Annotated in this window: 20 protein-coding genes; 14 read left to right on the forward strand and 6 right to left on the reverse strand. The window is 65.3% G+C overall.

Going from position 1 to position 22,240, the window contains the following annotated elements; genetic code table 11:
* Nucleotides 1-105 precede the first annotated feature (105 nt).
* The 8 genes from ODR01_RS11805 to ODR01_RS11840 all read left to right on the forward strand — a co-directional run bounded on the left by ODR01_RS11805 (nt 106) and on the right by ODR01_RS11840 (nt 9,347).
* On the forward strand, nt 106-2,274 hold the full coding sequence (locus ODR01_RS11805; protein ID WP_316977860.1) for a flagellar hook-basal body complex protein: 2,169 nt from the start codon (nt 106-108) through the stop codon (nt 2,272-2,274).
* A 248-nt stretch (nt 2,275-2,522) separates the two neighbouring features.
* Entirely contained in the window at nt 2,523-3,686 is a 1,164-nt protein-coding gene (locus ODR01_RS11810; protein WP_316977861.1) for a flagellar basal body P-ring protein FlgI, read from the forward strand.
* The gene (locus tag ODR01_RS11815) at nt 3,686-4,003 is read left to right on the forward strand and encodes a rod-binding protein (protein WP_316977862.1); all 318 of its coding nucleotides are present in this window, start codon (nt 3,686-3,688) and stop codon (nt 4,001-4,003) included. The genes ODR01_RS11810 and ODR01_RS11815 overlap by 1 nt, the downstream gene beginning before the upstream one ends.
* 2 nt (nt 4,004-4,005) lie before the next feature.
* A complete protein-coding gene (locus ODR01_RS11820) occupies nt 4,006-4,455 on the forward strand; it encodes a hypothetical protein (protein WP_316977863.1) in 450 nt (149 codons plus the stop codon).
* Nucleotides 4,456-4,475: 20 nt separating this feature from the next.
* Complete coding sequence (gene flgK / locus ODR01_RS11825; RefSeq protein ID WP_316977864.1) at nt 4,476-6,719, forward strand: flagellar hook-associated protein FlgK; 2,244 nt, start codon at nt 4,476-4,478, stop codon at nt 6,717-6,719.
* A 10-nt stretch (nt 6,720-6,729) separates the two neighbouring features.
* Complete coding sequence (locus ODR01_RS11830) at nt 6,730-8,046, forward strand: hypothetical protein (RefSeq protein ID WP_316977865.1); 1,317 nt, start codon at nt 6,730-6,732, stop codon at nt 8,044-8,046.
* A gap of 137 nt (nt 8,047-8,183) precedes the next feature.
* Nucleotides 8,184-8,540, forward strand: a complete 357-nt coding sequence (locus tag ODR01_RS11835; RefSeq protein WP_316977866.1) for a flagellar biosynthesis regulator FlaF — start codon at nt 8,184-8,186, stop codon at nt 8,538-8,540.
* Between the two features lie 102 nt (nt 8,541-8,642).
* Complete coding sequence (locus ODR01_RS11840) at nt 8,643-9,347, forward strand: acetyltransferase (protein WP_316977867.1); 705 nt, start codon at nt 8,643-8,645, stop codon at nt 9,345-9,347.
* Between the two features lie 40 nt (nt 9,348-9,387).
* Here ODR01_RS11840 and ODR01_RS11845 read toward each other — a convergent pair whose 3' ends face one another.
* Nucleotides 9,388-10,146, reverse strand: coding sequence for a class I SAM-dependent methyltransferase (locus ODR01_RS11845; protein ID WP_316977868.1), 759 nt, complete (start codon nt 10,144-10,146; stop codon nt 9,388-9,390).
* Between the two features lie 187 nt (nt 10,147-10,333).
* Between ODR01_RS11845 and ODR01_RS11850 the strand changes: the two genes are divergently transcribed.
* The 6 genes from ODR01_RS11850 to ODR01_RS11875 all read left to right on the forward strand — a co-directional run bounded on the left by ODR01_RS11850 (nt 10,334) and on the right by ODR01_RS11875 (nt 16,248).
* Nucleotides 10,334-11,347 (forward strand): Gfo/Idh/MocA family protein, encoded by a 1,014-nt coding sequence (locus tag ODR01_RS11850; protein WP_316977869.1) that lies wholly within the window; start codon nt 10,334-10,336, stop codon nt 11,345-11,347.
* Complete coding sequence (locus tag ODR01_RS11855; protein ID WP_316977870.1) at nt 11,344-12,054, forward strand: acylneuraminate cytidylyltransferase family protein; 711 nt, start codon at nt 11,344-11,346, stop codon at nt 12,052-12,054. Before ODR01_RS11850 ends, ODR01_RS11855 begins: the two co-directional genes overlap by 4 nt.
* Entirely contained in the window at nt 12,044-12,856 is an 813-nt protein-coding gene (locus ODR01_RS11860; RefSeq protein WP_316977871.1) for an SDR family oxidoreductase, read from the forward strand. The genes ODR01_RS11855 and ODR01_RS11860 overlap by 11 nt, the downstream gene beginning before the upstream one ends.
* Nucleotides 12,850-13,902, forward strand: coding sequence for an N-acetylneuraminate synthase (gene neuB, locus ODR01_RS11865; protein WP_316977872.1), 1,053 nt, complete (start codon nt 12,850-12,852; stop codon nt 13,900-13,902). Before ODR01_RS11860 ends, neuB begins: the two co-directional genes overlap by 7 nt.
* Before the next feature lie 10 nt (nt 13,903-13,912).
* The gene (neuC, locus tag ODR01_RS11870; protein ID WP_316977873.1) at nt 13,913-15,079 is read left to right on the forward strand and encodes a UDP-N-acetylglucosamine 2-epimerase; all 1,167 of its coding nucleotides are present in this window, start codon (nt 13,913-13,915) and stop codon (nt 15,077-15,079) included.
* Nucleotides 15,080-15,162: 83 nt separating this feature from the next.
* Nucleotides 15,163-16,248 (forward strand): hypothetical protein, encoded by a 1,086-nt coding sequence (locus ODR01_RS11875; protein ID WP_316977874.1) that lies wholly within the window; start codon nt 15,163-15,165, stop codon nt 16,246-16,248.
* A gap of 12 nt (nt 16,249-16,260) precedes the next feature.
* Here ODR01_RS11875 and ODR01_RS11880 read toward each other — a convergent pair whose 3' ends face one another.
* From ODR01_RS11880 to ODR01_RS11900, 5 genes are all read right to left on the reverse strand, one after another.
* A complete protein-coding gene (locus ODR01_RS11880) occupies nt 16,261-18,255 on the reverse strand; it encodes a motility associated factor glycosyltransferase family protein (RefSeq protein WP_316977875.1) in 1,995 nt (664 codons plus the stop codon).
* A gap of 10 nt (nt 18,256-18,265) precedes the next feature.
* Nucleotides 18,266-20,203 carry a tetratricopeptide repeat protein gene (locus tag ODR01_RS11885; RefSeq protein ID WP_316977876.1) on the reverse strand — a complete coding sequence of 646 codons (1,938 nt, stop codon included), beginning with the start codon at nt 20,201-20,203 and terminating at the stop codon, nt 18,266-18,268.
* A 17-nt stretch (nt 20,204-20,220) separates the two neighbouring features.
* A complete protein-coding gene (locus ODR01_RS11890) occupies nt 20,221-20,559 on the reverse strand; it encodes a flagellar biosynthesis regulator FlaF (protein WP_316977877.1) in 339 nt (112 codons plus the stop codon).
* Nucleotides 20,537-21,040, reverse strand: coding sequence for a flagellar biosynthesis repressor FlbT (locus tag ODR01_RS11895; protein ID WP_316977878.1), 504 nt, complete (start codon nt 21,038-21,040; stop codon nt 20,537-20,539). The genes ODR01_RS11890 and ODR01_RS11895 overlap by 23 nt, the downstream gene beginning before the upstream one ends.
* Before the next feature lie 90 nt (nt 21,041-21,130).
* Nucleotides 21,131-22,036 (reverse strand): flagellin N-terminal helical domain-containing protein, encoded by a 906-nt coding sequence (locus tag ODR01_RS11900; protein WP_316977879.1) that lies wholly within the window; start codon nt 22,034-22,036, stop codon nt 21,131-21,133.
* Nucleotides 22,037-22,240 lie beyond the last annotated feature (204 nt).

Here is a 22,240-nt window from a genome sequence, read left to right on the forward strand (position 1 = left end):
CAATTGGTTAGCGTCCTGTACCGAGTGGCATCCTTCTTGCTTCGGAGAACCTGGATTCATGGGATCGCCTGCGGGAGGAACCGCGGCACCAAGTGGAGTCACGGCATGTTCGGAATCTTTTCACCCAGCGTCCTCGGCATGATGAGCCAAACCCAGGCGCTCAACACCATCGGCCAAAACATCGCCAACGTCAGCACCGGCGGCTACAAGGGGCGCGACGTCCGCTTCTCGACGCTGGTCGGCCAGCAGATGGATCACGAATCCGACCTTTCGGGGGTACGCCCCTGGGAATACCAGCGCATCGACCAGCAGGGCCTGCTTCAGGCCAGCGCCAGCATGATGGACCTCGGCATCAACGGCCGCGGCTTCTTCGTGCTGTCGGACACCTTCGACGGCAGCGGCCACACCTTCTATGGCCGCGACGGTTCGTTCCAGATGAACACCGTCAACGACGTGTCGGTCACCGCCGACGACGGCAGCACGATTACCGTCAAGGACGGCTATCTCGCCGACAAGAACGGCTATTTCGTGCTGGGCTGGGAGGCCGACGCCAACGGCACCTTCCCGACCAGCGGCGGCTCCCTGCAACCGATGCGCATCGACTCCTACGCCTTCTCCAACAGCTTCGTGCCGACGACGACGGGCATCCTGGGGGTCAACCTGCCGGCCAATGCGGCCACCGGCAGCCGCGAGAACTATACCGTCAGCATGGTCGATTCGGCCGGCAACCAGCAGGCGGTGGCCTTCGCCTTCCGCAAGTCGCATGTCGCCAACCAGTGGCTGATGACGGCCCAGACCGACGGCGTCGCCACCGCACAGGTCGACACCGCGACCCTGTCGGGAACGCCGGAGGCCGGCGACATTTATTCGGTGACCGTCAACGGCTCGGTGATCAGCCATACGGTCGCGACCAACCAGACCGACACCGCCACCCTTTCGGGCACGCTCGAAGCCGGCGACCAGTACACGGTCACCATCAACGGTACGCCGATCACCTATACGGTTCCCGGGTTCCAGCAGGACACGGTTACGTTCTCAGGCACCCCCGTGTTGGGAGACTCCTATTCGATCGAGATTGACGGCAACCTCTTCAGTCACCCCGTGGTCCCGGGCGATACCCTGAGCACTATCCGTGACGACCTGATCGCCCAGATCAATGCGCTTCCGGCCCTGAGCGGCGTCGTCACCGCAGTTCCCAGTGGGGCCGCCGGAGTGACCGTGACCGCCGACGTGGCCAACACGCCGTTCCTGATGACTCCCGGGGCGGTCGATGGAGGCGGACCTGCGGACAACGCCTTCGCCACCGCGACCGCGCAGCTCGTCACCGCCACCATGACCGACGTGCGCGACGACCTTGTGAACCAGATCAACACGACACTCGGCGCGGTCGTCAACGCCACCGCCGTAGGCACCGACGGTCTCAGCGTCACGGCAGATGTCCCCGGCACGCCGTTCACCCTCGTCGGCTCGACTCCCACGGTCGGATTCACTCCCGACAACGCCATCGCCACGGTCTCGGCGTCTCCGGCCCAGACGATCACGGAGATCCGCGATGCCCTGATGGCGCAGATCAACAGCACCACCTTCAATAACGGCATTGTCGCGGCGACCGTCACCGCGGTCGCCGCGGGGACTGACGGCATGACCATCACCGCCGACGATGCGGGGCTGCCGTTCTCATTGTCCGCCAATGCCGTCGACGGCGGCGTCACGGCGGACAACGCCATCGCCACAACCACCACCGCCACCGTACTGACCTTCTCCGAGCACGGCGAAATCGATACGCCGGCCAATGTCGCCCTCGCCCTCAACTTCGCCGGCGGTGCCACCGCCACCGTCGCGCTCGACGTCACCGACATGACGCAGTACGCCGGCGATTTCACGCCGATCAACTACAGCCGCAACGGATTCGCCGCCTGCAACATGGAAGGCTTCCGCTTCGACGAGAATGGCGTCGTCAGCGGCATCTTCGAGGACGGCACCACGCGCGTCCTCTACAAGGTTCCGCTGGCCGTCTTCAGCAATCCCAACGACCTGGAGGAGAAGAACGGAAACGTCTTCTCGCCGACCAGCGAGTCGGGCGATCCCCAGATCGTCGCCGCCGGCTCGGTCGGCGCCGGCGATTTCATGCCGAATTCCCGCGAGCTGTCGAACGTCGACATCGCCGAGGAATTCTCGATGATGATCATGACGCAGAACGCCTACAATTCCTCGGCCCAGGTGTTCAAGACCATCGACGAGATGACGGCCGTCGCCCGCGACCTCAAGCGCTAGAGGCCGGCCCGGCGGTGTCCCCGCCGCACCCGGCAATATTTTCCGCAAACCCGCGCCGCGGCCGGAATCGGCCCGGCAAGTGGGGGAGCGGCCGGGCTTTTTCTCCGACGACTTCCTCCGTTTTCCATTTATTTTCAAGAGAGTACAGAAAAACGGCGGATGGCATGGATTTCGCAAGGCTATCGGCGGTCGGCAACACCGGCCGGATTGGGAAATCTGGGACACTCGGCTTGAGACGGAACACGCCAATGAACACCACGCACCCTCTGACGCTCTCCACCGACCGCTTCCGGACGAGCCTGCGCGCCTTGGCCACCGCCGCCGTCAGCCTGTTGATCCTGACCGTCGCGGCGACCACCGCCCACGGCGCGTCGCGGGTCAAGGACATCGTCACCTTCGAGGGCATCCGCCAGAACATGCTGGTCGGCTACGGCCTGGTGGTCGGCCTCGACGGATCGGGCGACAGCCTGAAGGACGGCCATTTCACCAAGCAGAGCCTGCTGGCCATGCTCAACCGCCTCGGCGTCAAGCCGACGGAGTCGGGACTGAGCTCCGAGAACGTTGCCGCCGTGCTGGTGACCGCCAGCCTGCCGGCGTTCGCCCGCCAGGGCACCCAGATCGACGTCACCGTGAGCTCGTTGGGCGACGCCGAGAGCCTGTCGGGCGGCACCCTGCTGGTCACCCCGCTGCTGGGCGCCGACGGCGAGGTCTACGCCGTCGCGCAGGGCCAGGTCGCGGTGGGCGGCTTCAAGGCGGCCGGCCAGGCGCAATCGGTGACGCAGGGCGTGCCGACCAGCGGGCGCATCGCCGGAGGCGGCGTCGTCGAGCGCGAGGTCGGCTTCGAGATGGCCGCCATGGACACCGTCGAGCTCAACCTTCGCAATCCCGATCTCACCACCGCCCGGCGGGTCGCCGACGCCGTCAACGCCTTCCTCGGCACCAATGCCGCCGGCGCCACCGACCCCAGCACCGTCAAGGTGAACGTGCCCAAGAATTACGGCACGCGGGTGGTCGACCTCTTGACCGACATCGAACAGTTGCGCATCGAGCCCGATCAGCTGGCGCGCGTCGTCATCGACGAACGCTCCGGCGTCATCGTCATGGGCGAGAACGTGCGCATCAGCACCGTCGCCATCGCCCAGGGCAACCTGACCATCCGCATCACCGAGACGCCGCAGGTGTCGCAGCCGGGCCCCTTCGCCGAAGCCGGCGAGACGGTCACCGTGCCGCGCACCGAAATCGACGTCGACACGGGCGCCGACCGCCGGCTGGCCGTCCTCTCGCCCGGCGTCAGCCTTCAGGAACTGGTCAATGGCCTGAATGCGCTGGGCATCGGCCCGCGCGACATGATCACCATCCTGCAGGCCATCAAGGCGGCCGGGGCCCTGCAGGCCCAGATCGAGGTGATGTGATGGCCGATACCATCCTCGCCCTGCAGGCGGAAAACGCCATGGCCGCCGGCAGCCGGACCCCGACCCCCGGACGCGGCATGAACCTCGCCAAGGCCCGCGAGGCCGCCCAGGACTTCGAGGCGTTTTTCTTGGGCCAGATGTTGCAGCCGATGTTCGCCGACCTCGAAGCCGAGGAGCCGTTCGGCGGCGGCGAGGCGGAATCCATGTGGCGCTCTTTACAGGTCGACGAATACGGCAAGGCCTTCGCCCGCAAGGGCGGCGTCGGCATCGCCGACATGGTGGTGCGCGAAATGATCAAGATGCAGGAAGGAAAGTGACGATGGATGCGTCAAAGCGAATCAGCGATCTCATTGTCATCAGCCAGCGACTGGCCGATTTCCTGACCGTCGAGAACCGCGCGCTTGCCGCCGGACGGTTCGACGAGACCCGCGCCCTGGTCGAGCAGAAGGACGATCTCAGCCGCGCCTACGAAAGCCGGATCAAGGGGCTGGCCGAGCATGCCGGCGCCGAGGCCATCGGCACCGTGGAGCCGGCGCTGCGCGACCGGCTCCGCACCTTGGGCGCCCACGTCCAAGACCTCAGCCGGGAAAACGCCAAGCTCCTCAGGATCGCCATGGAGGTCAACCGGCGGGTGCTGAACGAGGTCGCCGCCGCCATCAAGGCCGGACGGCCCGGCCCCGGCACCTATTCGCGTACCGGCGGAATGGCGGCAACCGGCCTTCGGGCGGCACCGGCCAGCATCCCGATCTCGCTCGACAAGTCGCTGTAACCGGACCGGGAAGGCCCGTCATGTCAGGCACCATCACCCTCGCGCTGCGCACCGCCCAGAGCGGCCTGCTGGTCAATCAGCAAGCCCTGGGCGCGATTTCCGACAACATCGCCAACGTCAATTCGCCTGGCTATTCGCGCAAGATCGTCAACATCGAACAGCGGGTGGTCGGCGGCGCCGGGGCCGGTGTCCAGCTTTCCGAACTGACGCGCGTCATCGACGAGGGGCTGGTCAAGAGCCTGCGCCTGGAAACCGGCACCTATCAGCGCCTCCGGTCCCAGCAGACCTATTACGCGCGCATTCAGGAAACCTTCGGCTCGCCCAACGACAACACCTCCATCAGCCATATCCTCAACACCTTCGTCTCCTCCATCGAAACGCTGGCCGTATCGCCCGACAAGACGCTGGAGCTCAGCGAACTCGTCCGCCAGGGCCAGGAAGTCGCGCTGAAGCTCCAGTCCATGAGCGAGACCATCCAGGAACTGCGGGTTCAGGCCGATGCCGAAATCGCCGCCGATGTCCGCGAGGTCAACAACCTGACGGCCAAGATCGCCGACCTCAACGACAAGATCATCCGCAACAAGACGGTGACCAACGACGTCAGCGACCTGCGCGACCAGCGCGACCAGGCCCTGGACGAGCTGTCCGGCCTCGTCGACATCCGCTACTTCTATCGCGGCGACGGCGACGTGGTGGTGTTCAGCTCGGCCGGCCGCACTCTGGTCGACAACGTCGCCTTCGAGTTCAGCCATTCGCCGGCGAGCTCGGTCACCCCCACCACCACCCATGCCGAGGGCGACCTCGGCGGCATCTACCTCGGCGCCCCCGTGCCCGGCAACGACGTCACCGACGAACTGGTCGGCGGCTCGCTGGGCGGCCTGGTGGAAATGCGCGATACCATCCTCACCGACATGCAGAGCCAGATCGACGAGCTGGCCGCCACGTTGCGCGACACGGTCAATCAGATCCACAACCGCGGCGCCACCTTCCCCGGCCTGCAGTCGATGACCGGCTCCAGGGAGTTTCTCAACACCGCGGACGCCGCCAACGCGGTAAACCAGACCATCAAGCTCGACCCCACGGGCAGCGTCGACGACGTCGCCATCGTGCTGGTCGACGGCGACGGCAACCAGTCGGCGGCGACCACGCTCAACACCATCATGACCGGGGCCGGATTTTCCTCGCGCGGCGCCGGCAACGACTGGGCCATCGCCGATGTCGCGTCCACCATGGAAACCTGGCTGCAGGCCAATGGCGCCGCCGGCGCCAAGGTTGCCGTCGACGGCACCGGACATTTCGCCATCGAGCTCAATTCGACCAGCCTCAACCTCGCCTTCCGCGACCAGGCGGCAACCGCCAACGGCAGCGCGCTCGAAGACGCCGAGATCGGCTTCGACGCCGACGGCAACGGCACCGTCGACGAGACGGTCAAGGGATTTGCCAACTTCTTCGGCCTCAACGACTTCTTCGTGGATAACGCCGGCCGCAACATTCACGAATCCGACGTCATGAGCGCCGGCTTCAAATCGTCCGCCACCACGTTGCGCTTCGTCGACGGTACCTCGACCCTGCCGCTCGATCCCGGCGGCGCCGGCGACATGACGGTGGCCATCCCGGCCGGATCGACGCTGGCCCAGATCGCCGCCGCCATCAACACCAACGTGCCCAACGTAACGGCCTCGGTGGTCCCCGACGGTTCGGGTTACCGCCTGCGCATCGCCCACGACGACGGCCGCGATTTCGCGGTCACCGAAACCGGCGCCGGCGGGCTTCTGTCGACGCTGGACGTGCACAACGCCGACGTCCGGGTGGCCGGGCAGATCGCGGTGCGCGGCGACATCAGGAATTCGCCGTCCCTGGTCAGCCGCGGCACGGTGCAATGGGACGCCAACCTGGGCAGCGCCGGAGAGTATTACACCAGCGTCGGGGACGACAGCGCCATCAAGGCTCTGGCGGCGCGCATGAGTGCCGTCAATTCGTTCGACGCGGCGGGCGGGCTGGGCTCGCTCCAGGTCAACTTCGCCGACTACGGCGCCTCCATCCTCGGGCGCAGCGCCAGCCTGGCCGACAACAACGAAACCGACGCCAATTCGCAACAGGCCCTGACCGAGTCCTTGCAGAACAAGTCCGACAACATCCGCGGCGTCAACCTCGACGAGGAAATGGCCGATCTCATCCGCTTCGAGCAGGCCTACTCGGCCGCGGCCCGTTTGATCGGCGTCATCCAGAACATGTTCGACGCCCTCGACCAAGCCGTCGGATAAGGAGTGAACGATGAACCGCATCGCCAACCTGGCTTCCACCAACGCCCTGGTCAGCCGCCTTATGCAGACCCAGGCGCGCGTCAACGACCTGCAGATCCAGGCCTCGACCGAAAAGGTGTCGCAGACCTATCAGGGCATCGCCCGCAATTCGCAGCGGCTGGTCAGCGTGGAAAACAGCCGCGACATGCTGAGCAATTTCGTGTCCAACAACGTGACGACCGACCTCAGGCTCAAGACCATGGACGTGGCGGTATCGGGCATCCGTACCGCGATCATCGATTTCCGCGAGGCGCTGTTCGAGTTCGAGGCCGGCAGTGGAGACGAGGAACAGCGGGTCAAGGACGTGCAGGACGCGGCGTTTCGCGCGATGAACGACATCGGCATCCATCTCAACTCCGACGCCGACGGGCGTTTCATGTTTTCGGGCAGCCGGGTGACCACGCAGCCGGTCGATCTCGGCCTCACCACGCTCCAGGACTTCCAGGCCCAGTACGACGGCGAATCGACCGTCTACCCGCCGACCCGGGAGGCCCATGTCGAGACCAACGTCACCCTGCCCCCCGCCGCCACCGGCGGCCTAACGATGACTGCCGCCGATACCATCCAGGCCGGTACCGGCAGTTCCCTGTCCAGCATCCCAGTCGGCTCGATCATCACCATCTCCAACAGCGCCATCGGCAACGACGGCACTTATACGGTGGTGTCCAACGACGGCACCAACATCACCATTGCGGGCGCCATGACGGTGGGCACCAGCACCATCAACGTTACCAACGCCTTTCCCAGCGTCACCCCCGTCCCGGCGGCCGACGCCACCGCCACCATCTCGGTTTCCAGCTACTACAACGGCGATACCGCCAGCCAGACCCAGCGCGTCGACGAGTACCGCGACTTCACCATGGACATCAACGCCATCGACCCGGCCTTCGAAAAGGCCATCCGGGCCATGGGCCTGATCGCCCAAGGGGAGTACGGTTCCCTCGGCGGTGGCGGCCTGGAGAACCATCCCGAACGCCTCGACCAGGCGCTCTACCTGATCACGTCCTCCCTCGAAATCACCACCATGGGTTCCGCGCCCTTCGGCAACGAAGAGAAAAGCAACATCGCCCAGGTCCAGCAGGACATGGGATACCACCGGGTCCTCATCGACCAGACCAACAAGCAGCACAAGACGCTGATCAGCTTTTTCGACCAGAGCGTCATCGAAACCGAGAACATCAACACGACCGAAGTCGTCGCCAGGTTGCTCGACGAAACCCGCGCTCTTGAAACCGCCTATCAGGCCATCGCGCGAATCCAGCAGTTGAGCCTGGGCAAGTTCATGTAATGGCGGTGATAACGCAATTGAGATCAGGAGCTTAACCGTATATGATCAACGTAACGCATGAAGTTTCGATTTCTAGGGCTGGTGCGTCCTGGGGTATGGGCTCGGTGAATTGCCCAAGCAATGTGGAGAGGACGTATATGGCAGACGAACGGGCCACGTGGGATTTTGAAAGGTTGTCGTCCAACGAGGAAGGGGCTTTCGGACTGTCGAAGGCCGCGGTCATGCTCGACCAGGCGCGCGACGAGCAGGGCCGGCTTGCCGCCGCCCTGGACAACAACATGGAGGTCTGGGTGGCCATTCGGACCCTGGTCAACCAGCAAGACAATCCGCTGCCCGATGAAACCAAGCAGAACCTGATGAAGTTGAGCCAGTTCGTCACCCAGACGACCATGGCCCAGGGCGTGGAGATGCCGCCCGAGGTCCTCGACACCTTCATCAACATCAATCTGCAGATTTCCGAGGGACTGCTGGAGTCGAGATCCGGCGGCGCCTGAGGCGCTTCGAGCGGTGGCGGAAGGCTTAAGAGCGGCGGCGGAACGATGTCGCCGCTTTTGCTTTGAATGCCGCGCCCCTTCGCCAAGAACCGACGGAAGGCCATGACAGGCAGGAAGCAAGCAAGCCAGATCGACGCGCCGCGGTGGCCGGTATCCGCCGGCACCTCCGGCTGCGTCATCCTGGGGGCCGGCGGCCACGCCCGGGTCGTCCTCGACGCCCTGGTTGCCCTATCCCACTGGCCGCGCCTGGCCTTTCTCGATCGCGATCCCGCCCTGCGGGGCCGCCAGATTTCCGGCGTGCCGGTGGTGGGCGACGATGGCGATCTTGTCCATGCCCGCGCCAACGGCTTCACCCATTTCATCGTCGGCGTCGGCGGTGTCGGCGACAACGCCCCCCGCCTGACGCTTTTCGAGAAGGGCCTGGCATCGGGGCTTGAGCCGACCACGGTCCTCCATCCGGCGGCCCGTCTGGCGGCGTCGAGCGCCATCGGGGGCGGCACGGCCGTGCTGGCCGGCGTCATCGTCAATCCCAATGCCGCCATCGGACGGAACGTCGTGCTCAACACCGGCTGCATCGTCGAACACGACTGCCGGATCGGCGACCATGCCCAGGTGTCGCCCGGCGCCATCGTGCTGGGCGGGGTATCCGTCGGCCGCCTGGCCTACATCGGGGCGGGCGCCGTGCTGATCCAGGGGGTACGGATCGGCGAAGGCGCCGTCGTCGGCGCCGGCGCCGTGGTCCTGGGCGACGTCCCCGACGGCGCCCGGGCCGTTGGCGTCCCCGCCGTCTCGACGCCGCGCCGCTAAACGCCCCGGCGGACCGGCCGGGGCCAGCCGTGTGACACTCTCACGTCTCGCCGCTGCCGGATTTATCGCCCTTGGTCCCGGAAGACATCGTGAAAACCGGCACCAGGCCCCGTCGGTCGCCCACTTCGTAGAAACGATGGATGAAGGTGCCGGTTTCGGGATAGCCCTCGATCGCCGTCACCACAGCACCGCTGAAGAACAGGCCACCGATGAGACGATCGACCCCTGCCCCGGCACGCGCCAGCACGTAGGTCGGAAAGGCCTCACGGGTGATCAGGATCAGGCGGAAATCGGTTTCGACGGCGAAGCGATTGACGGCCTCGATGACTCCGAATCCCTGCCGATCGGCCAACGGATTGTTGGTGTAGTCGTGGCCCGAAATGAACCCGTGCGGCTTGAGCTTTGCGGCGTAGGCGGTGAGGTCGGCGTGGACGCCCTCCTCCGTATGCAGGCCGTCGACGTAGATCCAATCGAATTCGCCATCGGCGAAATCGGCCAGTGCCGCCGCCGAGGTGGCGCGGTGTACGACGACCTGCCCGTCGGCGATTTCGGCCGCGAACTTCTTCAGCACGTCCTGATGGCGAGCATCCTGGCGCTCGGCCGATACGTTGCTGAAATCCGCCGTATATGCGCCCTCGGCAAAGTGTTCCCAAGGGTCGATCAGGTGGAGAAGGCGGGGCTTTGCGGCGTCGAGGATCGAGCGGGCGAAAGCCCCCTCGGCGGTACCGATCTCGGCCACCACGCCATCTTTGGGAAAGAGGCTCAATAGTTGCTCGCGAGTGCAGGAGCACAGATACATGATCAGCCCATCCAGAAAAAGCCGCCCGGAGCGCGGGCCGCCACAGTCGATGCGAAGTATAAGGCCCCGGGGTCGGAAAGGCAGCCCCGTATCCGCCGTTCCTCAAGCGCTGCCCGACGCCTTATCATAGGGCGACGATTGACAGGCCCGGCGCATTGACGGAGGGTGCTGCCGTGGGAGGAACCGCGTGACCGAAGCCGCCATCCGCACGCCCGAAAACATCCTGATCGCCGGTCTCGGCAGCATCGGCCGCCGCCACCTTCAGACCGTGCGCGCCGTGCTGCCGGATGCCCGGATCGTCATCCTGCGCCGGCCGGGCCAGGCCCTACCGGCCGGCCTCGGGGCGAAGACGGCGCTGGTCCACGATGTCGAGGCGGCGCTGGCCGCCGGCGTCGATGCCGCCATCATCGCCAACCCCGCCCCCTTCCACGTCGCCACCGCCCTGCCGCTGGCCCGTGCCGGCGTGCCGCTGCTGATCGAGAAGCCGCTGGCCGACAGCCCCGAAGGCCTGGCGCCGCTGCTCGACGCCTGCGCGAACCGGCACGTTCCGCTCCAGGTCGGCTATTGCCTGCGCTTCGATCCGTCGCTGCGCGCCATGAAGGATGCGCTGGAGGCGGGCGCCATCGGGCGCGTGCTGTCGCTCAACGCCGAGGTCGGCCAGTACCTGCCCGACTGGCGGCCCGGCACCGACTATCGCCAGGGAGTGAGCGCAAGGGCCGCGCTGGGTGGCGGCGCGCTGCTGGAGCTGAGCCACGAGATCGACTATGCCCGCTGGCTGGCCGGCGAGGTGACGGCGGTGGCCGCCGCCATCGGCCGCCTGGGCGATCTCGAGATCGACGTCGAGGACAGCGCCGACCTGCTTCTGACCTTCGCCTCGGGGGCCCGGGCCACCGTCCATCTGGACATGCTGCAACGGCCGGCGACGCGCATCTGCCGGATCGTCGGCAGCGCCGGCACGCTGGCGTGGGACGGCATCCGCCACCAGGCCAGCCTGCATAGGCCCGATACCGATGGCTGGGAGACGCTGCCCGCGCCGGCGGCCGGACGGGACGACATCTTCCAAAGCCAGTTCCGCCACTTCCTGGAGGCCATCCGGACCGGGCGGCCGCCGCTGATCGACGGTAACGATGCCGCCCGCACCCTTTCCGTGATCGCCGCGGCCCGCCGGTCGGCCGCCGAGCAAAGGACCGTCCGCCCATGAGCGAAAACGTCGTCGCCTTCATCTTCGCGCGCGGGGGCTCGAAAGGCTTTCCCGGCAAAAACATCGCGCCGCTCGACGGCAAGCCGCTGATCGCGCATGCCATCCTGGCGGCCCGCGCCGCCCGTTCGGTGGGACGGGTCGTGGTGTCGACCGATGACGAAAAGATCGCCGCCGCCGGCCGCCAATGGGGCGCCGAAGTGCCGTTCATGCGCCCGCCCGAACTGGCCGGCGACCGCTCGCCGGAATGGCTGGCCTGGCGTCACGCCATCGATGCCATCGATGCCGGCCCGGGGCCCAAGGTCGACGTCTTCGTCAGCGTGCCGACGACGGCGCCCTTGCGCCAGCCCGCCGACATCGACGCCTGCGTGGCACGCTTCAGGGAAGGCGACGTCGACGTGGTGATGACGGTGACGCCGGCGGCGCGCAATCCCTACTTCAACATGGTGACGGTCGACGGCGAGCGGCACGCCCACCTCGTCATCCCGCCGGACAAGACCGTGCACACGCGGCAGACCGCACCGGCCGTTTTCGACATCACCACGGTGTGCTACGTGGTCAGCCCCGCCTTCTTGAGAAGGGCCGACGGCCTGTTCGCCGGACGGGTCGGCGTCATCGAGGTGCCGGCGGAACGGGCCGTCGACATCGACACCGCGCTCGATCTCAAGGTGGCGGAAACGTTGTGGGGGGCCAGAACCGATGGCAAGTGACCGCGATATCAAAGATCTGATGGCGCTCACCGGCCGCGTCGCGCTGGTGACCGGCGGGGCCGGCCACATCGGCCGCGCGGTGGCGGCGGGGCTGGCCGAACTGGGCGCCGCCGTGGCGCTGACCGACCGCGAAGGCGATGCCTGCGCGGCGGCGGCGCGGGCGCTTGCCGAACGCCATTCCGCCCGAACCCTTGGCCTCGCCGCCGATCTCGCCGACGAGGCGGCGGTCAAGGCGCTGCCCGGGAAAGTCGCCGCCGAGCTGGGCGGGCTGGACATCATCGTCAACTCGGCCGCCTTCGTCGGCGACAGCAAGTTGACCGGCTGGGCCGTCCCCTTCGAGGAGCAGTCGCCGCAAACCTGGCGGGCGGCGCTGGAAGTCAACCTGACGGCGGTCTTCGTGCTGGTGCAGGCGGCCAAGCCGTGGCTGGAAAGATCGGGCCGGGGATCGGTCGTCAACATCGCCTCCATCTACGGCATGGTCGGGCCCGACCTCGGCCTCTACGAGGGCACCCGCATGGGCAACCCCGCCGCCTATGGCGCCGCCAAGGGCGGACTTTTGCAGCTGACCCGCTGGCTGGCCTGCGTGATGGCCCCCAAGGTCCGGGTCAACGCCGTCACCCCGGGCGGCGTCCAGCGCGGCCAGTCGGAAACCTTCGTCGGCCGCTACGAGGCCCGCACGCCCTTGGGCCGCATGGGTACCGAAGAGGACATGAAGGGCGCCGTCGCCTATCTGGCGGGAGATCTTTCGGCCTACGTGACCGGCCAGAACGTCGTCGTCGACGGCGGATGGACGGCATGGTAGGGCGCATCGCCATCGCGGATCGTCCCGTCGGCGAGGGGGCGCCCTGTTTCGTCATCGCCGAGGCCGGGGTCAACCACAACGGCCAGCCGGCGCTGGCCCACGCCCTGATCGAGGCGGCGGCCGCCGCCAAGGCCGACGCCGTCAAGTTCCAGACCTTCAAGGCCGACCGCCTGGCGCTCGCCTCGGCCCCCAAGGCGGCCTATCAGAAACGAAACGAGCCGGGCGAGGAAAGCCAGCTGGCCATGCTGCGCCGCCTTGAACTGCCGGATGACGTGGTCGGCGAACTGGCGGTCCATTGCCGCGAGCGGGGCATCCTGTTCCTCTCTTCCCCGTTCGACGAGGAAAGCGCCGATTTCCTGGATACCCTCGGCATGGCCGCCTTCAAGGTGCCGTCGGGAGAACTGACCAACGCGCCGTTCCTGCGCCACCTAGCCGGCAAGGGCAAGCCGCTGATCGTCTCGACCGGCATGGCCGACATGGCGGAAGTGAAGGCCGCCGTCGATACCATCCGCGCCGCTGGGGCGCCGCCTCTGGCGCTGCTCCATTGCGTCAGCGCCTATCCGGCCGATCCCGCCGATTGCAACCTCGGCGCCATGGCAGCGTTGGCGCGGGCCTTCGGCGTGCCCATCGGCTGGTCCGACCACACCACCGGCATCGACGTCGCCATCGCCGCCGTGGCGCTGGGCGCCACCATCGTCGAGAAGCATTTCACCACCGACCGCGCGTTGCCCGGCCCCGACCATCGCGCCTCGCTGGAACCCAGCGAACTGGCGGCCCTGATGACCGCCGTGCGCCGCGTCGAAAGCGCACTGGGCAGCGGCGTCAAGCGGCCCGCCGCCAGCGAGGCCGATACCGCAGGCGTCGCCCGCAAAAGCCTGGTGGCCGTACGCGATCTGGCGGCCGGCACCGTGATCGCCGCCGCCGATCTGGCGGCGCGCCGGCCCGGAACCGGCCTGCCCCCCTCGCGGCAGGGCGACCTGCTGGGCCGCCGGCTCAAGGTCGACGTCGCGGCCGGCGAGCAGCTGACCCTGGCAATGGTCGAGTGAGGCGCCCCCGATGACCCGCCGCATCGCCGTCGTCACCACCACCCGGGCCGATTTCGGCATTTACCGCCCGCTGCTCAAGCGGCTGGCCGGGGACGCCGGGGTCACCCTGCAAGTGATCGCCGGAGGCATGCACCTTAGGGCCGAATTCGGCATGACGATCGAAGAGATCGGGGAAGCCGGCTTCGCCGTCGCCGCCCGCGTCGACCTGCTGACCGGCGACGACAGCCCGGCGGGTGTCGCCGAGGCCATGGCGCGGGCCACCCGGGGCTTCGCCGAAGCGTATGCGGCGCTGGCCCCCGACATCGTCGTCATCCTCGGCGACCGCTTCGAGATGCACGCCGCGGCGGTGGCGGCGCAACCGTTGCGCATTCCGCTGGCCCACCTGCACGGCGGCGAGTTGACGCTGGGGGCGCTCGACGATTCCTTCCGCCATTCGATGACCAAGCTCGCCCACCTGCATTTCGTCGCCACCGAAACGTTCCGCCGCCGGGTCCTGCAGATGGGCGAGGAACCATGGCGCGTCGTCGTCTGCGGGGCGCTGGGCCTGGATAACCTCACCGACACCCCGGCGCTGGCGGCGGCCGAACTGGAAGCCCGCGTCGGGCTGCCCCTGACGCCGGCCCCGCTGCTGGTCACCTTCCACCCGGAGACCCGGGACGCAATGCCCGTAGCCGAACAGGCCGGGGCGTTGCTGGAGGCGCTCGATGCCGCCGGCCTTCCCGTCGTCTTCACGGCCCCTAACGCCGATGCCGGTGGGCGCGAGATCCGCCGCCTGATCGAAACGTACGTGGCGGCCCACCCCCTCACCCGCCTGGTCGACAGCCTGGGAACCCCGGGCTACTTCGCGCTGATGGGAAAAGCCGCCGCCATGGTCGGCAATTCATCGAGCGGCATCATCGAGGCGGCGTCGTTCGGCCTGCCGGTCGTCAACATTGGCGAGCGCCAGCAGGGCCGGCCGCGCGCCGCCAACGTCATCGACGTCCCCCGCCAGGCCGACGCCATCCTGGCCGGCATCCGCAAGGCGACGTCGAAAGCCTTCCGGGCCTCCCTGGCTGGGCTCAGGAACCCTTATGCCGTCGACCGCCCGGCCGGCGAGATCATCCACCGCGCCCTGACGTCGGTGCCCTTGGGCGACGTCCTGGTGAAAAAGGGCTTCGTCGACCTGCCCCCGGCGTGAAACCGACAAGCCTTTACCGGAGCCGGCAAATCCGGTATGATTATTGCTTCGCGATTCAAGAATGAATCGAACAGGTGGTCAGTATGGCCGATACCGTTGGAAAGACAGTCCTGTCGCCGTTCTCGGCCGCCGACTTTGGCCAAGCGCAGATGCTTGTCCAGGTTCAAAAATTCTATAATCAGAAAGCGACGCAGAAGACGGCGGCGATCGGGCACGAGTACGCCGCACAGATCAACTCGATCAAACGCGAAAGCGATCGCTGGAGCGACGTTCGCGAAGACATGCGGGAAGCCCGGAGTGTTGTCAGCGACACGGTGGGCCGCGCGAAGTCGATTCAAGACAGCCTCGAAAACATGATCCGGGCTGTCAACAAGTGCGCCCAGAACACCGAAGGCTATACCAACCCGCAAATGTACGCGGCGAGTTTCGACGCTTACCTGAAGTCTCTCGACGGCATCGCCGCCCGCACCTCGGACAGCACCAATCTGCTGGGCATCGCCAAGCAGGAAGTGCGTTTTCCGACGGGCATCAACGGCAGCGAATATACGGTCAGAAGCGCTTTCCTGGGCAGCGACTATCACATCGTCGATTCCGAGGGCAAATATTGGGACCTCGACCGCTCGGCCAAAATTCTCAAGCGCTACGACATCTATCCGGATGAACCGACGAGCACGGTGGGCAACATCGCCACCGGCCTTAGGCTGGACAGCCTGGCCGGCGATGCCATCACCTTCACGGTCGCCCCCGATACGGCGACGCCGCAAACCTACAGCGGCACGCTTTACCGCAAAGGATTGCCCATTCTCGATTCCTGGGCCTACGAAGGCCTGGCAACCGAGACCGGCCGCGCCAAGGCGCTGGCCGACCTGAATTCGGCCAAGGTGGCCATCGATCTCGAGGTGCGGCGCTATCAGTTGGCCAATATCACCATCAATTACTACGAGGGGATCGCCACGGAAACGATCTCCGGCATGCGCGAAAAGACCAACCAGTTGACGATCGAGCAGGCGACCGCCATCCAGAAGGAGCAGACCGCGCTAAGCCAGGAATACCAGGTCTCGACCAACGCGATCGTTCAGGCGCTGGCCCTGCAGAACCAGTATGCGAAGATGCTCTCCCCGTTGATGAGCAACCAGTACGCCAAATCGCTCATCGACATCCTGACCTGATGAGGCTGTCTCTCAACAAGCCGGCGGTTCGGCCGGTTCGGGGACTTTGCCGACCTCGCTGATTTCCGGCCGCCGTTCCGCCATTTCCTGCAAAAGAGTGTGAGTTTCAGCCGCCATCCACAGGCAGGCCTGGCGATAGCGCTCAAGGAAGAAGTGGAGGAAGGCCATGCGTGCCTTTTTGCTACGAAGACGGGTGCCAGCGAAGGCGCCCAGGCGCACCATCGAAGCATAGGAACCCCCGATGATGCGAAGCACGCCTTTGTATTTGGACCAATCCCCGTACCAGAACGCCTCGAGCCGCTGCTCGAACTCCCAGAAGCCGCCGTCCTCCTCAAAGGCCTTGTCGATCACCTCATTGAAGGTTTTTTCAAATACATCGCAGGCATCGGCGTGGGCTTGAAGATCGGTCTTGTCCAGCATTTCTCCCGGTTTGAAGAACGGCAGGCTTTTCTCGATATCCGAAAGGACGGCTTCCTGCTCGTTCGGCGGATAGGTGATATTCAGGGCACCCGCCACCTTGGGACGAGTGCCTTCGATGCGGGCACCGTCGCTGCAATTCGTGATACTCACGTCCCGCTTTTTCAGAAGCGCGGTGATGCTGCGACGCGACAGGTCAAGGGACCAACTCGTCACCACCTTGCCACCAAAGTTGCCGGGCACCACCCGCTCGAAGCCGGCATCCGGTCGGTTATTCGGATTGATGTCGTAGCCGTCCTGATAATAAACGGCGTCGCGGGAATGATGTTCGCCCTCGAAGTGGCGGCCGCAATCAACCCCAAACAGGTAGATGTCCTGGAACCCCAGGTAGGCCAGGGCGGCGCAGCCAGCGTTGGAAACCAGCGGGTCGGCGTTGGGCAGCGGCTCGATGCCGCCGGAAAGCACCGCGCTCGAACTGAGCGGCGCGCGGTAATAGAACCAGCGCTGGTCGAACAGCCCGCTGGCCTCGGGCCGCAGGGTGGTCGTACATACCAGCCGGATCCCGTCTAGGCCGTAGGTCTCGCGGAAATTCTGCAGATTCTTCACCAACGGCAGGGTGTTCTCGTTCTCGACGTGCAGGTCGGGCCGGATGCCGTTCTTCAGGAGGATGCCCAAGCTGGTGCCGCACGAACAGACAATCGCACGGTCCCGCCATTTCTTGATGTAAGGCAGGTCCCTGTCCAGCGAAGATCCCGAGCCGATGACGAAAGCAGGCATCCGCCGCGCAATGCGGGGCCGCCTGTCGACGACGTGGAATGCCCGCTCGCGAAGATTCCCGTAGGTGTTCTGCATCATCAGGATCTCATCTTCAAAAAACCCCGACGAGTAATAGAATACCTTGATCTTCTCATTGAGTTGGGTGCGCGCCTCCTGCAGCACCCACGAATGGTAGTGGCGGTAAGCATACGAGCCGTCGAGGAATGTGGTGCCCCGTCGGCTGAACAGCACCTCGATCCCATCGATAGTGGCGCCGGGGTCCTTGCCGAGCAGAAATTCGATGGCCATGCCCTGCTTGCGGGCGGCAGCAAAGATCCGGCTCCAGTCGACCGCCTGCATGGAGTGCAGCAAGAATTCCGGGATCGGCTCGATCAATATCAGATTGCGAGCCACCTTGCGGCGGACCAAGTCGGCCACGTGGAGGCCCAGGCCGACCCCAAAGATGAAGGCATAGCCGACGTCGACGACCGGATAGGACGCCAGCTTGGCCCTTTTGTGCTCGGCTAGGTATTCGCCTATATCCCGGAGCACCTCCATCGACACGGGCGAAAGGTTGCAGTGAAAGGGATTTTCGAATCCCAAGCGGTCGGGGTTAGTGAAATAGTCATCAAGCTGCCGCGCGGTCCAGGCCGGGGCGGGGTCCGGGTAAAGGCGAATATCGCCGAGGTCAATGTTGACGACGAGATCGTTCTCGATGATCGCCCGCGAAACCGGTTTCTCAATCCGCTCCAATTCGGCCCAAATCTTCGGATGATGACGGCGGAATGCATTCCGATTCCGCCGGAAAAGGCTGGTTCTTTCCGCTTCGGACATGTGTACCCCGTCAGGCAGAGCCGACCGCGGCCGCGACCTTACTATGCAGTTTCAGGTAGGCCCTCTCTAGGTCGGCAGCCCGGCCCCCAACATCAAAGATGGGGGCTTTGTCCAAGTGATCGCGAATGATTGGCCGGAAGGCTTCGCGACGTTTCGGGTCGTTCATCCAGGCCACCGCCTTATCCCGATACTCGTCGGCGCTTTCCGCCACCATGTCTGCGGCCAGGCCGGCGAAATTCAGCACGCTGCCGACGAGGCGCCGATGGCGGCCGACACCGCTCCAGTTGACGACCGGCAGGCCGGCGGTCAACGCGTTGATGGCCACCTCGGGACGCATCGATTGGTAGGGAAGCAGGCAAACATCGGCCTGGGCGAAGAACTCGGCCGTCTCGGAAACCGAGACGACGTCGACGCGATGGGCGAGGCCGAAATTGCCGAACAGGCCGATCAGGCGCTTGCCCACGTCGCCGCTGCGGAAGCCGTGATCGCGCAACAGCAGCACGGCATCCGGAACGGCGGCAAGGATTTGCGCCCAGGCTTCCACCGTCTGGACATTGAGTTCGGCCAGCGTCGCATCGGCCGCGAAGACCGGACCACGTGCTTCCCCCCCGGCGGCGGCGTCCGTCGGCACCGCTGGGACCGGCAGGACCACGGGAGCGCCCATTTCCAGCCGGCACAGGGCCTCGCCGACAATCGCCGCAGCCTTGTCGGTCGGATCCAGGAAGCCGTCGGTCAGCAGGGCGTCGACATTCTGCGGGGCCATGCCATAGAAGAATGGCGACCACATGGCCTGCACCGGCGCCATGCGGGCGCCGAAGGCCTGGAGCAGCGCCGGCGACGTGAAACTGCTGACATCGATCAGGATATCGACATTCTCGGCGCGAACCATGGAGGCGAAGGTCAGCGGATCGGCGTCCCGGGTGTTGCCCCAGGCCTCGAAACACTTCTGGAATACGGCGTTGGAGGCGTCCGAAAGCGGGCCTGCACCGAACCCGACCACGCGAAAGCGCTGGGCCTCGTGTTTGGCCAGGATCTCGGTCAGGAACGCAATCGATTGCGAGCGGCCCGCCGTCCCGATCACATAGCCGACCGTCAGCCGGCGCGGCGATGCCGAGCTGCGCCGGGGCGGCAGAGCCTCTGGCGCCACGCCGAAGCGGCGGGCCCAGTCCTGGATTTCCGCGGCAATGGCTTGCGGTTTGACTTCCGAATCGGCCAACAGGTCGACGATCGCCGCGGCATGGATGGCAGGATCGGCGGCGTCCGCCGCCTTGGCGGCGCGATGCACGGCCTGCGCCTCGGCGAACTGCCCGATGGCCGCCAGGGCGTTGCCCAGCAGGCTTGCGACCTTGGCGTCGGACGGCACGACGTGGCGGGCCGCCCGCAGGTTTTCCGCGGCCGAGGCAAAAAGGCCCCGAACCATCAGGGCATGGGAGAGGCCAGCGTGGGCTTCGGCGTCTTTCGGATGGAAGGCCAAGTGCTGGCCGAACCAATGCTCGGCATCAGCCCACCGACCAAGCGACAGCGCCCGCACGGCCTGCTGGAAGAACGGCCGCGATTGAACTTCGAAAAACGCTTCGGTAAAGGTCGGCAGCGATTTCGGCAGCCAGCCGACAAGCTTTGGCGACGACGTGCCGACGGACGCCATTTTGGCGAAAAAGCTGGCGCTGCTGAGATCGCCGGCCATGCCGTGCAGGGTGGCCAGCAGATCGCAGTATTCCGTCACCCCCGGCTCAATGTCGTAAGCCTGCTTGGCACGAGCCACCGCACCGGCAAAATCGTGGCGCATGAAGGCGGCCAGCGCCAGCAGGAACAACACGTCGCCGCATGGTTCACCCCCTTCGAGGAGAGCCGCACCTTCCTCCTGGATCGTTTCCCACTCGCCCTTTTCGACAAGTTCGTCCACCCGCCCGAAAAAGTGTTCCTTCGGCGTTGCCGTTTTTTTCTTCACGTCCGGGACTCCCGCGTTCAGGCCGAGGTATTGGTGGTTTGGCGTACCATGTCGGCTTCCGCCGTTCCGCGCGCCGGCTCGGCGACAGGGGCGGGCGCCGCAGCATAGAGTCCGCCGGCCAGTTCCCGGTCAATCGAGATCAGGACATTGAGCTTCTTCGCTTCCGGCGCCCCGATGAAGCCGACCGTGTGCTTGTCGATGAAATTGGCCAGCGACAGCACGTTCTGGCGGATGTCGGCAGGAACCGGGCAATCGGGGGACAACAGTTCGGATTGGATGATGGTCCACAATTGCCAATTCAGGCGGACCGCGGTCAACATGGCCTCGAGGTCGTTAGTCTCTTGTGCGGCCTTCATCTTGAGGGCCGCCTGCGTCAGGGCCCACGCCTCCGTCGCCCGGGGATTCCCCTCCAGCGGCGGGACGTTGTACTTGTTGATCAATTGTTCCTTGGACATAAGCAAAAACCTGCTTTTCGTGGGCAATCAGATCTTGTGCCAGCTTGAGCGCCTGGTAGAACTTGCCCTCGTCCACCAAGAGCCGGATTCCATCGCAGATGGGCTGCGAACTGGGCGCGGCAGCACTATAACTACCGACAAGTTCGTTAAGATTGGGTAAATGCTTATCCCGATCCGCCGGGAACAAATACAAGCACTGAAGAGCATAATAAACACGAGTAGCTGGCGTTTTCGCATCTTCAAACGTCAGAATATCGGTATCGCGCATGATCGCGGCATCATTTTTGATTAAAAGAGAAGCCGTATGCGTGCCGGCATTTTCAAGCACAGCCCCATTGATAATGATCTTCTGGCCTTTTCTGAGCTGCAACTTTAGCGGCATTTATGCATATCCCATATTCTCTACGTTTAATAAAATAACCGGGGAGGCACGAGGCCTCCCCGGTCATCTACTCGCCAACCGGCGAATGCCTTACCTGAAGAGGCCGAGAATACCCTGTTCGGCCTGACCGGCGAACGACAACGCCTGGATGCCGAGCTGCTGGCGGGTCTGCAGAGCCAGCAGGTTGGCACCTTCCTCGTTGAGGTCGGCCAGAGTCAGCTTGCCGGCGCCCTGTTCGAGCACGTCGACATACTGCTTCGTGAAGTCCAGACGAACGTTCAGAATGGCGACGTTGCCGGCCAGTGTGGCGGCCTTCGAACGCAGCTCGCTGATGGTCTTGTCCAACCGCGTGACCGCCAAGTCGGCGGCCTTGTTGAAGAGCGCCAAGCTGCCAGCGAGCGACAAGTTGTAGAGCGAGATCGCCTTGGTGAAGCCGAGCTCGCTAACGATGGCCGACGCCTTCGAAATGCCAAGGGAGACGCCAAGCGAATTCTTGAAAAACGCGCTGGCGTTCAGGTTGTTGCCCTTGATCTCGAGCTTGGAGTCGGCCTTTTCACTGAACCGAACGTTCAGGCTCGACGCCGTCGAGTTCAGAAGGTTCAAGCCCTGATAGGTGGAGTCGTCCACCAGTTTCTGGATTTGGCCAGCGAGTTCGCGCAACTGCTTGGCGGCCGAGGCGCGCTGGCTCTTGTCACCACTGCGGGAACCGTCGACGACACCCTTCATCTGGCCGACCAGGTCTTCGATCGCGTCGGTGGCCTTGAGGGCGGTGGTCAGGGCGCTGACGCCCTGGTCGATGCCGTCCTTACGCGCTGCAAGGTCACTGGCCCGATCGCTGAGCGACTTGGCCTGGAAGTACTTCACCGCGTCGTCAACCGGGCTGGCAATGGCGAGGCCGGTCGAAAGGCGGCCCTGGGTCCGGTTGATGAGGCTGGTGGTTTCCTGGAGCGACAGCAGGTTTGCACGTACTGCCGAAGACAGACTGACGTTAGACATTAAGAGATCTCCCTTTCTAGAAGGATCATAAAAAGTGCGTGCTTCTCACGCACCGGACGAATAGTAGCACACTCGCGACCGCTTGCCTATCCATGGCGTTATGCCTCGAATTGGACCTTGGGCGCCGCCGGATATGGGGTCCGGTGCCCAGAACCAAGCAAGTCGCGTGCCAGGCAGAAAATGCCGGAGAGTCCAAGGTTTCCG

The organism is Shumkonia mesophila (genome assembly GCF_026163695.1).
Lineage (GTDB): Bacteria > Pseudomonadota > Alphaproteobacteria > Rhodospirillales > Shumkoniaceae > Shumkonia > Shumkonia mesophila.